The following is a 14266-nucleotide window of genomic DNA, read 5'->3' on the forward strand; positions in this document are numbered from 1 at the left end:
TTTTGGTCCTTTTCTTACAAGAAAAGGACAAGAGCAGGACAGTACCCTTTGCGCGGGTCACAGCGCCGCCAGGGCGGTGCGCAGGCGGGCGAGGGTTTCCTCCTTGCCCAGCATGGCGGCCAGATCAGTGCCGCCGCCCGGGGTGCGGGATTTGCCCGAGAGCGCGATGCCCAGGGGATAAAGCAGCCAGCCGTTCTTCTTCTCCATTGCCTCGGCCTGGGCCTTGCAGGCGTCAAAGATGGCGTCCCGGTTCCAGTCGGTGACCCCTTCCAGCACCGGCAGCAGGGCGGTCAGGGCCTCTTTTGCACTTTCCGGGGTGGTCTTCTGCTTCTTGTTGCGGTAGAGCTCTGCATCATAGGGCAGCACGGCATCGAAGAAATCCAGCTGCGGCGGAATGTCTTCGAGCACCTCGCAGCGGGGCTGGAGGTTCGCACAGAGCAGGTCGCGGTCGATGTCCCGGTGCACGGCGCTGTCGATGAAGGGATCAGCCAGACGGCGGAACTCCTCGGGGGGCAGGGCGCGGATGTAGGCCGCATTGATGGCCCGCAGTTTGAGGGGGTCAAAGATGGCCGGGGACTTGGAAATGCGGGACGGGTCCCAGATCTTGATCATCTCGTCCAGCGTGAAGATCTCCTGCTCGCCCTCCGGCGCCCAGCCCAGCAAGAGCAGATAATTCAGCACCGCCTGGGGCAGATATCCCTTGGCCACCAGGTCCTGGTAGCTGGCGTCGCCGTTGCGCTTGGACAGCTTGTTCTGGGCGTCCTTCATCACCGGCGGGCAGTGGATGTAGACCGGCTTCTCCCAGCCGAAGGCGTCGTAGAGCAGATTGTATTTCGGGGTGGAGGAGAGATACTCGCTGCCCCGGATGACGTGGGTGATGCCCATCAGGTGATCGTCCACTACGTTGGCGAAGTTGTAGGTGGGCATGCCGTCGGTTTTGATGAGAATCTGGTCGTCCAGCTCGCTGACGTTCACCTCAATGTGTCCGTAGACCACATCGTCGAATCCCGCCACGCCGCTCTCGGGGATCTTCTGCCGGATGACGTAGGGCTCGCCCGCCGCCAGCTTGGCCGCCACTTCCTCTTCCGAAAGGTTGCGGCAATGCCCGTCGTAGTGGGTCATCTCGCCGGCGGCCCGCTGGGCCTCGTGCAGCTCGTTGAGGCGCTCCTCGGTGCAGAAGCAGTAGTAGGCCTTGCCTGCCTTCACCAGCTGCTCGGCGTACTGCTTGAACATCCCCATCCGCTGGCTCTGCACATAGGGGCCCACGGGACCGCCGATGTCGGGGCCCTCGTCCCAGGTCAGGCCGGTGGCACGCAGGGTGCCGTAGATGATATCGGTGGCGCCCTCCACCAGGCGTCCCTGGTCGGTGTCCTCGATGCGCAGAATGAAGGTGCCGCCGTTGTGGCGCGCCTGCAGATAGGTGTACAGCGCGGTGCGCAGGTTGCCCACGTGCATATACCCCGTGGGGGACGGCGCAAAGCGGGTGCGTACATTGGATGCCATAAACAAAACCCCTTTTGTCTTTTGTCGTTTGTACTGTGTTTCTATCGAAAGTATAGCGGCCCCGGCGGGCCCTGTCAACTTAAACGAGATACGGCTCGAACCGGTGCAGATCGTCGATCTTCACGGTGCCACGGTAAAAGACGCCGTCCTCCCGGTACTCCTCCGCCAGCACGCTGCCGCGGCTGCGCAGAATGTCCGCCAGCGCCAGCTTGTCGTAGGGCAGCACCACCTCGATGGTGCGCACCCGGTGGGCCAGTTCCTCGTCCAGACGGGCCAGCAGCTCGGGCAGGCCCCGGCCGGTCTTGGCGCTGGTCAGCAGCATGGCCGGGTCAAAGGCCGTCAGGTTGGCGGCGTCGCACTTGTTGTAGACCACCAGATGGGGGATCTCGCCGCAGTCCAGCGTGGAGAGCACCTCGTCGGTGACGGCCAGCTGCTCAGCGGCCTGGGGATCGGAGGCGTCGGCCACCTTGACGATCACGTCGGCGAAGGCAGCCTCCTCCAGCGTGCTCTTGAAGGCCTCCACCAGATGGTGGGGCAGGCGGCTCACAAAACCGACGGTGTCCACGAGGATCACCTGCAGCCCGCTGGGCAGCGTCAGCTTGCGGGCGGTGGGGTCCAGCGTGGCGAACAGCATGTCCGCCTCAAAGATCTGCTCGCCGCAGAGTGCGTTCAGCAGGCTGGACTTGCCCACGTTGGTGTAGCCCACCAGCGCAATAACCGGGACGTTATTCTTCTGGCGGGCCCGGCGGGTCTCGCCCCGGCGCTTTTCCATCTCCCGGAGTTTGCCCTCCAGGTGCTCGATGCGCTGGTGCAGATGCCGGCGGTCCAGTTCCAGCTTGGTCTCACCGGCGCCGCGGCGGGCACCGGCGCCGCCGCCACCGCCGCCGCCCTGGCGGCTCAGGCTCTCGCCCAGGCCCTGCAGCCGGGGCAGCTGATACCGCAGCGTGGCCAGCTCGGTCTGGAGCTTGCCCTCGTTGGTGGTGGCCCGGGCCCGGAAAATCTCCAGGATCAGCATGGTGCGGTCCAGCACCTCCACCTGCAGGGCGGAGGAAAGGTTGCGGATCTGGCTGCCCGTCAGTTCGCCGTCAAAGATGGCGGCCCGGGCGTCCAGGTTCTGGCAGACCAGCCGCGCTTCGGCCACCTTGCCCTCCCCCAGCATGGTGGCGGCTTCGGGCACCGAACGCTTCTGCACCACCTCGGCCACCGCCTCCATGCCGTTGGCGTCGGCCAGCGCCCGCAGCTCATCGAGACTGCGGGCCATATCGTACCGGCCCTGGTCCAGTGCCAGCAGCACCACGGGAATGGCTTCCCCCTCGGTGCGCTTCTGGGCCGTGGTGCCGAAATCCAAGGTAATCTCGCTCATAGGTCCTCTTTGATCAGATGGTACGCCCGGCAGGGCACCGGCGTGCCGTCAAATTTGTGGTCGGTGATATCGTGGTCATAGACAAACCCCGCCTTCTGCAGCACGGCGCTGCAGGGGATGTTGTCGTTGGCGTGGCAGGCCGCCAGCCAGGGCGCCCCCACCGTGCCGAACCAGTAATCCCGCACGGCGCAGAGAGCTTCGGTGGCGTAGCCCTTGTTCCACCACTTGCGCCCCAGGGCAAAGCCCGCCTCCCAGGGCAGGCCCAGCCGCTCGGTGTTCAGGTGCCAGCCGGTCTTCATATCCTGGGCCGCAAACAGACTGATGGTGCCGAACAGCACCCCGCTGTGCTTGTCGGCGATGCCCCACTGGTAATAGGTGGGCTCGGGATAGTGCTTCTCCCACTCGTTGAGCAGCTCGGCGGTCTCGCCCCAGGTGCGGTGGGCGTTCCACCGCAGATATTTTGTCACTTCGGGGTCGCTGGCCCAGTTGTTGTACATCATTTCGCAGTCGTCGATGGAAAGCCGGCGCAGCAGAAGGCGGCCGGTCTCCAGTTCCCGGGTGCCGCAATGTTTCATGGAAATCCCCCTCATTTTTTGATCAGGAACCGCCGCAGAATGCCCAGACCCATCTGCCACAGTTTGAGCAGCTGGGCGCGGTAGAGCGTGCAGTAGATAAACAGGATGGTGCCCACCAGCAGGGATTTGAGCACAAAATGCTGCCACAGCACCGTGCCGATGGCGGTCACCGCGAAGGCCAGCAGGAAGCCGGAGATGGTCTTGGCGAAGCTGGGGATCGTGCGGTAGTACATCTGGCCGGTGACGGTGCGGTAGAGAAAAGCCAGGCCGTTGCTGGCGGCCAGGGCCAGGGCGGCCCCCGGCAGACCCATGCCGGGCACCAGCATCGTGCAGAGCAGGAAGTTGGACCCGGCGCCGATGGCAATGCCGATGGTATCGTGCCAGGGCTTGCGGGCGATGGAGTTGCCGTAGACGGTGCCCTCACACAGGATGGTGAAGACCACCGCCAGCATGAGCAGCGGGAAGATGGCAAGGCAATCCCGCTTGTTGGAGAACACCCAGAAGATCACATCCTCGAACATGACAAGGACGCAGAAGAAGCCGAAGATCAACAGGTTCAGCACGTCATGGACCCGGGCGATGCGCTCCTGCTCCTCCCGGTAGTGGGCGTAGACGTAGGGCCCCCAGTAGGTGGAGAAACCCGCCTGGATGGCGGTGACCAGCTGGGCCAGGCTGTAGCCGAAGGCAAAGAGGCCCTGGGCGGTGTCGCCGCAGTAGTTGCTCACGAAGGAGAGGCAGACGCCGCTGGACAGGCTGAAGAGAATCTGGGCCGGGGCCAGGGCGATGCCGTAGGGCAGGGTGGTGCGACCGATGCCAGCGGCCAGGGGGGCGGGCAGGTCGCAGAAAGCGGCGGCCCGGTACTTGAAGCCGAAGGCGATGACCACCACGCCGAAGCTGAGGATGGCCGTGAGGGCCAGGATCGTCACGCTGGAGGTGAAGAAGCCGGGCAGCAGGTAGACGAGGTTATAGCAGCACTGCATCCAGAGGGTTTCGGCGGTGTAGGCCCGCAGGTCGTTTTCCAGCCGGAGCAGGACGTTCAGATACCGCACCAGCATGTAGAGCCCGGCGTTTACAAAGAGCAGCGGCACGATGCCAGGCCCGGCGGTAGCCAGGCCCAGGGCAGCGGCCAGGGGCTGGGCAAAGAAGAGGCTGCACACTACGCCCAGCACCAGCATGAAGGCCACCGAGAACCGGGTGCAGGCTGCAAAAAGCTGGCGGGGCTGTGCCCCGGCGGGGGGCTCATGGTAGAAGCGCAGCAGCGCCTGGTCCAGCCCCAGGATGCCGATGTTCATAAAGGTGGCGGTGTAGGTCATGAAGGTGACCGGCGCGCCCAGCACGGCGCTGGGCAGCAGGCCCTTCACCACCAGGGCCAGGCCGGTGATGACAAAGCCCAGATAGGTGGCCACCGAATATTTCATCACGTTGCCGGCAAAGCTCTGGGCAGTGGATTTTTTTTCTGGCATAGCGCTCTCCTTTTACCGCAGGTAGGGCCGGATGCGTTCGGTCATGGCGGCGACCTGTTCGGGGCTCACGTGGGCCTTGTCCACATAGCCGTAGATGCGCTGGGCGAAGTTTGCCAGCGGCGGGCAGAAACAGAAGACCCGGCGGGGTTCCCAGTGGTGGCGGTAGAGAAAATGCACCCCGGCCAGGGCGCAGTATTTGAGCAGGTTGAAGTGGGGGGTAAAGCCCTCGCCCATGGGTTCGTCCCGGGGCGGGTTCCTGTAGACATCCTCGAGAAGGTCGGCCATCCGGCGGTAGGCCGGCACCGGGGAGGGATCAAAGTAGCCCTCGATGACCTCCCGCTGGATGGGAAAGGGCGGGAAGGGGTCGGCCATGGCGGCGCAGAATTCCTCGTAGCTGGTCACATAGTGGGCGTCCTTGTAGATGACGGGGTCGTACTCGTGCTCGATGGGCACAGGACGCAGGATGTGGCAGCTCTTGCCCGCCATATACACCTCGGCGATGGCGGTGCTCATCCAGATGGAGATGGAATCCGCCGCCACGATCCACTGTTTGACGGAATCGGCGAAGATCACATGGAAGTTGGGCCGCTTTTGGGCCAGCTCTTCCAGAGCGGGGCTGTTCCACTCGCTGGGATGGCGGCGGTAGACAAGCTCCACCTCGGGGTGGTCGCCCAGATACCGGTCGAACCAGGAGAGGGTCTCGGACATGGAAACCCGGTTGGTGCGGGCAAAGCCGGAAAAATCGGTGCCCGCCATTTTGGAGAGCTCCGCCACCTCGGCGTCACTCATGCTGGCGTAGCCGAAGCTGGAAATGTAGAGGTGCAGCTTTTTGGCGGGGTCCAGGCCAAACTTTTTGCAAAGCTCCTCTTTGCCCAGGAAATACCCCTCGAACTCGGGGCGCAGGAAGTCCATCATGACGGCGCCGGTGACGGGGGTGTTCTTCGCCTCCATGCCGTGGGCCTGCAGCCGGGCGGCGGTGCGCTTGCCCCAGCAGGTCTGGATGCACTTCTTGGCGTTGCCGTTCATGTTGAACCAGTCGCCCTCCTCCTGGGTGTCGGAGAGCATCTGCTCCCAGTGGAGGTTGACGATCTTGTTGCAATAGCCGATGTTATTGTACACATGGCTGTTGATGGCTTCGTTATCGTACATGCAGCTGGCCACCAGCACCTCGGGCTTGTCCTCCCGGAAAAGGCGGCGGTACTTGGGGTCCAGCAGCTGGCGGATCTCCACCTTGTACCCTCGGCGCTCCAGTTCTAATTTGAGCAGCAGGTCGCTCTCGTATTCCCGGACCGTGTGCTCATACAAAATCAAAAAATCCAGTGCCACAGAACCCTCTCCTTGCCCTCAGGCTTTCAGGTCGCCGAACAGCTGGGCCGTCCAGTCGGGCAGGCCGTACCGTTCGTCCAGATGGAATCCGTCGTAAAATTGTGTGTCGTCGTCGGTGATGCAGCTCCCGCCCCACTCGTAGTCCAGCAGGGTAAAGGCGCCCTCGTCGGCCCAGCTGCGCAGGGTGGGCAGCACCTCGTTCTCCATGGCCTCGGTGATGCCGAACACATCGCACACCTGGGTGCGCACATTGCCGGCCATGGGGGGCAGCACCACAATGAGCTCAACGCCTGCTTCGGCGCACCGCTGTCCCAGGTCGTGCAGCCGCTCCAGCTGTTCGGTGTTCAGCGACCAGTTGCGGCATTTGGGCGTGATGGTGGCCGGGTAGTCGTAGAGCTTGCGGTGCAGCGGCAGCACGGTGCCGTCGTCGGCCAGATAGTCGCTCTCCACCCAGTCCCCCGACTCGATGGCGTCCGGCGTGCCCCGGATGGTATCCATCATCACGGTGAGGGCATTGACGTTGTACTCGAGGTTCAGGCAGTAGGCCAGGGGATTGTTGAGCGTTTCCTCCAGCTGGGCGAACCGGTCGGTGTTGTAGCCCTCGTTGAGGGTGTAGAAGGAAAGCCCCACCAGCAGGGTATCCACCTGGTGGCCGCTGTCCAGCACATAGTCGGCCAGGTCCAGCGTTTCTTTCAGGGACGCCCCGCCGAAGGAAAGGTTCTGCCATTCTTCGCCGGAAAGCTGGTCCACCAGGTCCATATCGAAGTGGGCCAGACGGCTGTCCCCCAGGATCAGATGGGTGCCGGGATGCTGCTGGTAGGCCCGCACCCGGGCCACCGGCTGGCTGGACCCGGCGGAGGATTTCAGGCCGAAGTAGTTGTTGGGCTCAAAGGCGATGAACACCACCAGCCACACCAGCACCGGGATGGCCAGCAGCGCCAGCTTTTTCAGGATATTTTTCACAGGCCACTCCTTTCTGTTGTGATGGCAGGGATGTTTTCAAAACCGTCTTCATCGGCGGACATGTGCCGTGCACGACTGGTTCCCCCGTTGATAGGCATTAAAATCCCGCGTACATCCCGAAGCCCGCGTTGCCAAAGCCGCCGCTCTGCATAATGTAGCCCGCCAGCAGGAAAATCACCAGCAGGTAGTAGACCGCCCAGCGGTGCTTTTCCCCGGCCAGGGCGATCTCGGCAGGTTTGTTTTTGTAGGTGAAGGCCCGGCGGGTGTCGAGATAAAAGGCCAGCACCAGCACCACTGCGAGGAAGGCATAGTAGGCCGCCACCATGAGGGTGTTGGCGTAGAAGGCGGTGTAGACGGCGCTGTACAGCTCCCCGGCAAAGCGGCCGGGGGCCCAGCCACGGAACCAGCCTGCCAGATACCCGAAGGCATCCCCCACGGTCAGGGTGCCGGCGGGGGCGGACCCCACCCGGAAGAACACCATGCTCACCGTCCACAGGGCAAAGACCACGGCCCGTTTGGCGCGCACCACCCGGGCCGGGGCTTTCTTTTTGGGTTTGCCGAACCGGCGGTGGAGCAGCTCCTCCCCCAGCCGGTAGCAGGCCTGCAAAAGACCCCACACCACAAAGGGCAGGGTGTTGCCGTGCCAGAAGCCCGACACGAAAAAGACGATAAAGACGCAGGCCTCGGCGGGCAGGCGGGTCAGCTTGCCCCGGGTCACGCCGGAAAGATCGGCCCAGGCCAGCGGCATGAAGAGGTAATCCTGCAGCCAGGAGGAAAAACTGATGTGCCAGCGGCTCCAGAATCCCGAGAAGTTGGTGGCAAAGAAAGGCGTCTTGAAGTTTTCCGGCAGTTCGAGGCCCAGGAAAAGCCCCACGGCCCGGGCTACTTCGGAGTAGCCCGAAAAGTTGAAGTAGAGCTGCAAGGTATACCCCACGGCGCCCAGCAGCAGCATGGGGCCGCCGTAGTTCTGGTAATTGGGGAAGACCTCGTCCACAAAGACGCCCAGCACATCGCTCACCGCCACCAGCTTGAAGAGACCCAGCGCCATGAGCCGCAGCCCCCGCACGGTGCGGGCGGCATCAAAGCGGTGTTCCTCCTGGAACTGGGGCAGCAGCGCCCCGGCCCGGCAGATGGGCCCCTGGGTGACGGTGGCAAAAAAGTTCAGAAACAGCGCACAGCGGATGAAACTGGGTTCCACCTCGCAGTCGCCCCGGGCGGCGTCGATGAGGTAGGCGATGGCCGCAAAGCTGTAAAAGCTGATGCCCAGCGGCATGGCCACGGCCTGCCAGCCCGCCAGCCCCTGGAAGGCACCGTTATACTTGAAGAAGGCAAGGATGCCCAGCAGCCCGATGACCCCCACCCGCAAGGCTGCAACCTTGTGGGGGCCTGCCAGCGCCCGGCCGCAGAGGTAAGTGAACACCGCAATGGTGATGGTCACCCCCAGCATGGACGGCATGGCCAGGGCGTAGAACACCCAGCTGGCCGCCAGCAGAAAGGGACTCTGGACGCGCCGGGGCAGATGCAGATACACCGCGACCACCACCAGCAAAAAGCCGAAAAAGCCAAAACTCTGCAGGCTCAACGGCGCACCTCCTGACTATACATATAGAAGTAACAATTCATTATACACGATTTTACGATGCCACGCAAGAGAAAGCCCTGCGCCCCGGCCCGCAGGAAAATGCTGGCCCCTTGACGGCGCTGCCGTTTCGTGTTATGGTAGAGACATCTACGACCGGGATAAGTGGTGGAGTCTGTCATAGGACGCGGCGCGTCCTATTTATCCGGGGTCGGCCGGGGCAAGGGCGCTCCGGCCCGGCGGGACTTCCCCCAACACGGCGGGAAGCCCCGCCTTTTGTGTGCAAGAGGATTTTTTATGAAAGCAATCGTACATCTTCTCAAAAAGCAGCCCCCCGCGCGGATCATCGCCCTGGGCTTTGCCCTGGCCATCCTGCTGGGGGCGGCGCTGCTCAAACTGCCCGTCTCGGTGCGGGATACCGCCACCGTCAGCTGGACCGACGCCCTCTTCACCTCCACCAGCGCGGTCTGCGTCACCGGCCTCATCGCCGTCGACACCGCCGACACCTTCACCCCCTTCGGCCAGGCCGTGGTGGCGGGGCTCATCCAGGTCGGCGGCCTGGGCGTCACCTCCATCGGCATGGGCCTGGCCCTGGCGGCGGGGCGGCGCATCAGCCTCAAGGGGCGGTCGCTGGTGCGGGAGGCCCTCAACGTGGACAGCTTCGAGGGCATGGTCCGCCTGGTGCGCGCGGTGCTGTTTATGACGCTGTGCTTTGAGCTGGCGGGCGTTGTCTGCAGTTTCCCGGTGTTCATCCAGGATTTCCCGCCGCTGCACGCCTTGTGGATCAGCATCTTCCACTCCATCGCGGCGTTCAACAACTCGGGCTTTGACATTTTGGGCGGGCTGCGCAACCTGATCCCCTACCACGATAACGTCTGGCTCAACCTTGTCACCTGCGGCCTTATCATCTTTGGCGGTATCGGCTTCCTCGTCGTGCTCGACGTCATCAAGTGCCGGTTCCGCTTCCGCAAGTTCACGCTGCACACCAAAGTGGTGCTTACCACCACGGCGGTGCTGCTGGCTGCCGGCACGGTGCTGCTGCAGCTTACCGACGGCATCGGCTGGCTGGCGGCGTTTTTCCACAGCACGTCGGCGCGTACCGCGGGCTTCTCGACGATGCCGCTGGGCGAGCTCAGCAACGCGGGCCTGTTCGTGCTCACGATTTTGATGTTCATCGGCGCTTCGCCCGGGTCCACCGGCGGCGGTATCAAGACGACGACCTTCTTTGTCCTCATGCAGGAGGTCGCCTGCATCTTCAGCAAGCGCCGCCCCGGGGCCTTCCACCGCCGCCTGCCCGACGGCGCCATGCGCAAAGCGGCCACCATCGCGCTGCTGGGCATGATCGTCGTGTGCACCGGCACCTTCCTGCTCTGCGTGCTGGAACCCGACCTGACGCTGATGCAGCTGCTGTTTGAGGATGTCTCGGCCTTCGGCACCGTCGGCCTTTCCACCGGCATCACGCCGGACCTGCTGGACGCCAGCAAACTGATCCTGATCTTAACGATGTACACCGGGCGCGTCGGCGCGTTCACGCTGCTGTCGATCTGGGTCGAGCGCCCCGAACCTTCCGCCCGCTATACCGAGGAAGCCATCACCATCGGCTGATACCAAACTGGAGGCAGTTGTACCATGAAACTGAAAAAGAACGATTCTTCCGCGATGTACGGCGTCATCGGCCTGGGCCGTTTTGGCACGGCGCTGGTCAAGACGCTGGCCGAAGCCGGCGAGGAAGTCATCGCCATCGACAAAAATGAGGAGCGCGTGCGCGAGGTGCGCGCCTACACCGACTACGCCTTCGTGGTGGACAATCTCAGCGAGACCGCCCTGAAAGAGACCGGCATGCAGAACTGCGGCACGGTGACCATCTGCATCGGCGAGCAGATCGACATGAGCATCCTCACCACCATGCTGGTGATCAAGCTGGGGGTGCCCAACGTCATCGCCAAGGCCACCAGCGAGGTGCACGGCGAGGTGCTCAAGCGGATGGGAGCCACGGTGGTCTACCCCGAAGCGGACATGGCGGTGCGCATCGGGCGGCGGCTGATTTTCGGCAATCTCTTGGACTATGTGGCGCTGGCCGACGGCGTGGAGGTGCGCCGCATTGCGGTGGGCGGCCACGTGGTGGGCCGGAGCATCCAGGAGCTGGACGTGCGCCGGAATTACGGCATCAACATCATCGCGGTGGAGCGGGACGGCCACACCGACGTGGAATTCACGGCGGGCTACCGCTTTGTGGCGGGGGACACCGTGGCGGTGATCGGCAATGTGGACAAGATCGACCACTTTGAGAAGGAACTGCAGGACTGAAAAGGGCGCCGCGGGGATTTTCCTTGCAATTGCCGGGGGAATGCCGTACAATCAGGGTGCCAAACATCGTGTTCTTTCCCGGAGGGGGGAAAAGTACACTGCACACAGGAGGTGCCCCGATTTATGGAACACTGCAATCCCATTCTGAAGAATCAGCAAAGCCCGCAGAAGTTCATCACCATCGGCGAAGTCATGCTGCGCCTGACGCCGCCCAACTACGAAAAGATCCGCATGGCCACCAACTTTGAGGCCAGCTACGGCGGCAGCGAGGCGAACATCGCCCTGGCGCTGGCCAACCTGGGGGTGGATTCCACCTTTTTCAGCGTGGTGCCCAACAATTCCCTGGGCAAAAGCGCCATCCGGTGGCTGCGCTCCAACGACGTGCACTGCACGCCGATGATCCTCTCCACCAAGGAGGAGACCCCCACCCAGCGCCTGGGTACCTATTACCTGGAGACCGGCTACGGCATCCGGCCCAGCAAGGTCATCTACGACCGGATGCACAGCGCCCTCACCGAGTACGACCTGTCCAAGGTGGACGTGGAAGGGCTGCTGGACGGCTTCGACTGGCTGCATCTGTCGGGCATCACGCCGGCGCTGAACCAGAACTGTGCCGACTTCATCCTGCGTTGCCTGCAGGTGGCCAAGGACAAGGGGCTGACGGTCAGCTTTGACGGCAACTTCCGCAGCACGCTGTGGAGCTGGGAGGCTGCCCGGGACTACTGCACCCGCTGCCTGCCCTACGTGGATGTGCTGTTCGGCATCGAGCCCTACCACCTGTGGCGGGACGAGAACGACCACTCCAAGGGGGACTGGAAGGACGGCGTGCCGCTGCAGCCCAGCTACGAGCAGCAGGACGAAATCTTCCAGCGGTTTGTGGAGCGGTATCCCAACATCCGGTGCATCGGACGGCATGTGCGGTATGTCCATTCGGGCAGCGAGAACAGCCTCAAGGCCTTCATGTGGTACGAGAACCACACCTTCGAGAGCAAGCTCTTTACCTTTAATATTCTGGACCGGGTGGGCGGCGGCGACGCCTTCGCCAGCGGCCTGATCTACGCCATGATGCACGACTACCGCCCCATGGATATGGTGAATTTTGCGGTGGCGTCCAGCGCCATCAAGCACACCATCCACGGCGACGCCAACATCACCGACGACGTGGACACCATCCGCAACCTGATGAACATGAACTACGACATCAAGCGGTAACCGAGCCGGACTGGAAGGGGAGCCGCGCAGAATGAAAAACGTCTGCACCGGCGGACATGTGCCGACCGGTGCAGACACATACAGGGGAATTTGGCGGCAAATTGTGTGCGACCAGTGCGCGATTTGCCGCCAAATTTTGTCGAGGGGGGATCCAAAGGGGGGAATAGGCCCGTCAGGCACCGCCGTGCGGGACTGTTCCCCCTTTTGACACTCCGCGGGGCTGTTTGTGGTTTTTTTGTAAAAACCTTGTGCAGGGCCGACAAATGCGGTATAATACCTCTATATGTCACCCTGTGACACCGACTTTTCATTCCCACCCATGGAGGTTTACCCATATGAAACGCACCCGTACCTGGATCGCTCTGGCTCTGGCGCTCTGCCTGGCCCTGTCGCTGTCCGCATGTTCTCCCAAGCAGGCCCTGAAGGATGCCGTCGTCAAGGCGGTGACGGTGCTGGGCTTCCGCGACGAGAGCGCGTTCGATGAGGAGGAGGCCACCAAGGTCATGGCCACTTCGGGCGGCGAGGTGACCTTCCCCGAGGGATTTGATTCCACCTCGGGCAAGCTGGTGACCCAGGCGGCGGGGGACACCCTGTATGTGGCCTTCAACGGCATTGCCAACCGCAGCACCGAATACTTTGTGGCGGCGTCGGACAGCCTGACCGTCACCGGCTATGCCACCACCGAGTCCACCAACGAAAACTACCAGACCTTCAAGGTGGCGGTGTGGCAGCTCTCGGACGACAAGGCCACCACCAGCTATGTGCAGGGTTCCACCGTCTACTACACCACCGACGGCACCTGCTACACCTACACCATCACCGGCCTGACCCCCGGCAAACAGTACAAGGTGAACATCAGCTACGATTCCAGCAAGTTCTATGTCACCGGCGGGCTGAAGATCCAGGGTCTGGGCAGCGAGGAACTGACCACCATCGAAGGGGAAGAGTAACGCCCGAAAACTGAAGAATCTGCCGCCCGTATCGTCGCTTCCGACGGTGCGGGCGGTTTTGTGGCTGCATAGAAAGGATGGAAAAACCGATGGAAAACAAAAAACAACTGCGCAACACGCTGATGCTCGTGGTGGCCGCGCTGATCTGGGGCACGGCCTTCGTGGCCCAGAGCGTGGGCAGCGGCTACATGGGCCCCTACACCTTCCTGGCCAGCCGCAGCTGGCTGGCCTGCGCCTTCCTGCTGGGGCTCATGGGGGTGCGGCGGGCAAACCAGCGCCGCCAGGGCAAACGGCTGCCCTTCTGGGTCCACGGCAAAACGCTGGCCATCGGCGGCGCCCTGTGCGGCGTGGCCCTCTTTGCGGCCTCCGCCGCCCAGCAGATGGGCATCGGCACCACCAGCACCGCCAAGGCCGGCTTCATGACCGCCCTGTATGTGGTGCTGGTGCCGGTGTGCGGCATCTTCCTGGGCAGCCGCCCGGGGGTCAAACTCTGGGCCTGCGTGGCCGTCAGCGTGGTGGGCCTGTATCTGCTCTGCCTGGCCGGGCGGGACACCCTCTCCCTCACGGGGGGCGAATGGCAGCTGCTGCTCTGCGCCTTCCTGTTCACGTTGCAGATCCTGCTGGTCAACCATTTCAGCCCCCGGCTGGACGGCATCCAGCTCAGCTTCGCCCAGTTCTTCACCGTGTCGGTGGTGTCCACCGTCTTCATGTTTCTCTTTGAACAACCCACCCCCGAACAGTTCGCCGGGGCGGCGGTGTCGGTGCTCTACTGCGGCATCATGTCCAGCGGCGTGGCCTACACCCTGCAGATCGTGGGCCAGCAGGAACTGGACCCCACCATCGCCAGCCTGGCCATGTGCCTGGAGAGCGTCTTCAGCGCCCTGGCCGGCTGGATCATCCTGGGCCAGACCCTCACCGGCACCGAACTGGCCGGCTGTGTGCTCATGTTCGCGGCCATCGTGGCCAGCCAGCTGCCCGACCGGAAACGCAGCTGACCTCCGGCCGACCCATATTCTATTTTGAAC

General features: G+C 63.2%; 12 protein-coding genes. 5 read left to right on the forward strand and 7 right to left on the reverse strand.

Features of this window, described 5'->3' with window-relative positions; translation table 11 throughout:
* Positions 1 to 57 precede the first annotated feature (57 nt).
* The 7 genes from gltX to ABGT73_RS00625 all read right to left on the reverse strand — a co-directional run bounded on the left by gltX (position 58) and on the right by ABGT73_RS00625 (position 8775).
* Complete coding sequence (gene gltX, locus ABGT73_RS00595) at positions 58 to 1503, reverse strand: glutamate--tRNA ligase (protein ID WP_346667917.1); 1446 nt, start codon at positions 1501 to 1503, stop codon at positions 58 to 60.
* A 79-nt stretch (positions 1504 to 1582) separates the two neighbouring features.
* Complete coding sequence (gene hflX, locus ABGT73_RS00600; RefSeq protein ID WP_346667918.1) at positions 1583 to 2866, reverse strand: GTPase HflX; 1284 nt, start codon at positions 2864 to 2866, stop codon at positions 1583 to 1585.
* Positions 2863 to 3441 carry a GNAT family N-acetyltransferase gene (locus tag ABGT73_RS00605; RefSeq protein ID WP_346667919.1) on the reverse strand — a complete coding sequence of 193 codons (579 nt, stop codon included), beginning with the start codon at positions 3439 to 3441 and terminating at the stop codon, positions 2863 to 2865. Before ABGT73_RS00605 ends, hflX begins: the two co-directional genes overlap by 4 nt.
* An 11-nt stretch (positions 3442 to 3452) precedes the next feature.
* Positions 3453 to 4904 carry a hypothetical protein gene (locus tag ABGT73_RS00610; protein WP_346667920.1) on the reverse strand — a complete coding sequence of 484 codons (1452 nt, stop codon included), beginning with the start codon at positions 4902 to 4904 and terminating at the stop codon, positions 3453 to 3455.
* 12 nt (positions 4905 to 4916) lie between these two features.
* Positions 4917 to 6230: a surface carbohydrate biosynthesis protein gene (locus ABGT73_RS00615; RefSeq protein ID WP_346667921.1), complete on the reverse strand. Its 1314-nt coding sequence runs from the start codon at positions 6228 to 6230 to the stop codon at positions 4917 to 4919.
* Positions 6231 to 6248: 18 nt separating this feature from the next.
* Positions 6249 to 7193 carry a hypothetical protein gene (locus ABGT73_RS00620; RefSeq protein WP_346667922.1) on the reverse strand — a complete coding sequence of 315 codons (945 nt, stop codon included), beginning with the start codon at positions 7191 to 7193 and terminating at the stop codon, positions 6249 to 6251.
* A 97-nt stretch (positions 7194 to 7290) separates the two neighbouring features.
* Entirely contained in the window at positions 7291 to 8775 is a 1485-nt protein-coding gene (locus ABGT73_RS00625; protein WP_346667923.1) for an MBOAT family O-acyltransferase, read from the reverse strand.
* Positions 8776 to 9069: 294 nt separating this feature from the next.
* Between ABGT73_RS00625 and ABGT73_RS00630 the strand changes: the two genes are divergently transcribed.
* The 5 genes from ABGT73_RS00630 (at position 9070) to ABGT73_RS00650 (ending at position 14236) form a co-directional block, all read left to right on the forward strand.
* The gene (locus ABGT73_RS00630; RefSeq protein WP_346667924.1) at positions 9070 to 10377 is read left to right on the forward strand and encodes a potassium transporter TrkG; all 1308 of its coding nucleotides are present in this window, start codon (positions 9070 to 9072) and stop codon (positions 10375 to 10377) included.
* 24 nt (positions 10378 to 10401) lie between these two features.
* Positions 10402 to 11079 (forward strand): TrkA family potassium uptake protein, encoded by a 678-nt coding sequence (locus tag ABGT73_RS00635; protein WP_346667925.1) that lies wholly within the window; start codon positions 10402 to 10404, stop codon positions 11077 to 11079.
* 123 nt (positions 11080 to 11202) lie between these two features.
* Positions 11203 to 12291: a sugar kinase gene (locus tag ABGT73_RS00640; protein ID WP_346667926.1), complete on the forward strand. Its 1089-nt coding sequence runs from the start codon at positions 11203 to 11205 to the stop codon at positions 12289 to 12291.
* Positions 12292 to 12626: 335 nt separating this feature from the next.
* Positions 12627 to 13241, forward strand: a complete 615-nt coding sequence (locus ABGT73_RS00645; RefSeq protein ID WP_346667927.1) for a hypothetical protein — start codon at positions 12627 to 12629, stop codon at positions 13239 to 13241.
* A gap of 89 nt (positions 13242 to 13330) precedes the next feature.
* The gene (locus ABGT73_RS00650; RefSeq protein WP_346667928.1) at positions 13331 to 14236 is read left to right on the forward strand and encodes a DMT family transporter; all 906 of its coding nucleotides are present in this window, start codon (positions 13331 to 13333) and stop codon (positions 14234 to 14236) included.
* Positions 14237 to 14266: the final 30 nt, after the last annotated feature.

This window comes from uncultured Subdoligranulum sp. (assembly GCF_963931595.1).
GTDB lineage: Bacteria > Bacillota > Clostridia > Oscillospirales > Ruminococcaceae > Gemmiger.

Bases quoted from the DNA above. Each gene is read 5' to 3' on its own strand.
- gltX (WP_346667917.1), bottom strand. From the start codon at position 1,503: ATGGCATCCAATGTACGCACCCGCTTTGCGCCGTCCCCCACGGGGTAT.
- hflX (WP_346667918.1), bottom strand. From the start codon at position 2,866: ATGAGCGAGATTACCTTGGATTTCGGCACCACGGCCCAGAAGCGCACC.
- ABGT73_RS00605 (WP_346667919.1), bottom strand. From the start codon at position 3,441: ATGAAACATTGCGGCACCCGGGAACTGGAGACCGGCCGCCTTCTGCTG.
- ABGT73_RS00610 (WP_346667920.1), bottom strand. From the start codon at position 4,904: ATGCCAGAAAAAAAATCCACTGCCCAGAGCTTTGCCGGCAACGTGATG.
- ABGT73_RS00630 (WP_346667924.1), top strand. From the start codon at position 9,070: ATGAAAGCAATCGTACATCTTCTCAAAAAGCAGCCCCCCGCGCGGATC.
- ABGT73_RS00635 (WP_346667925.1), top strand. From the start codon at position 10,402: ATGAAACTGAAAAAGAACGATTCTTCCGCGATGTACGGCGTCATCGGC.
- ABGT73_RS00640 (WP_346667926.1), top strand. From the start codon at position 11,203: ATGGAACACTGCAATCCCATTCTGAAGAATCAGCAAAGCCCGCAGAAG.
- ABGT73_RS00645 (WP_346667927.1), top strand. From the start codon at position 12,627: ATGAAACGCACCCGTACCTGGATCGCTCTGGCTCTGGCGCTCTGCCTG.
- ABGT73_RS00650 (WP_346667928.1), top strand. From the start codon at position 13,331: ATGGAAAACAAAAAACAACTGCGCAACACGCTGATGCTCGTGGTGGCC.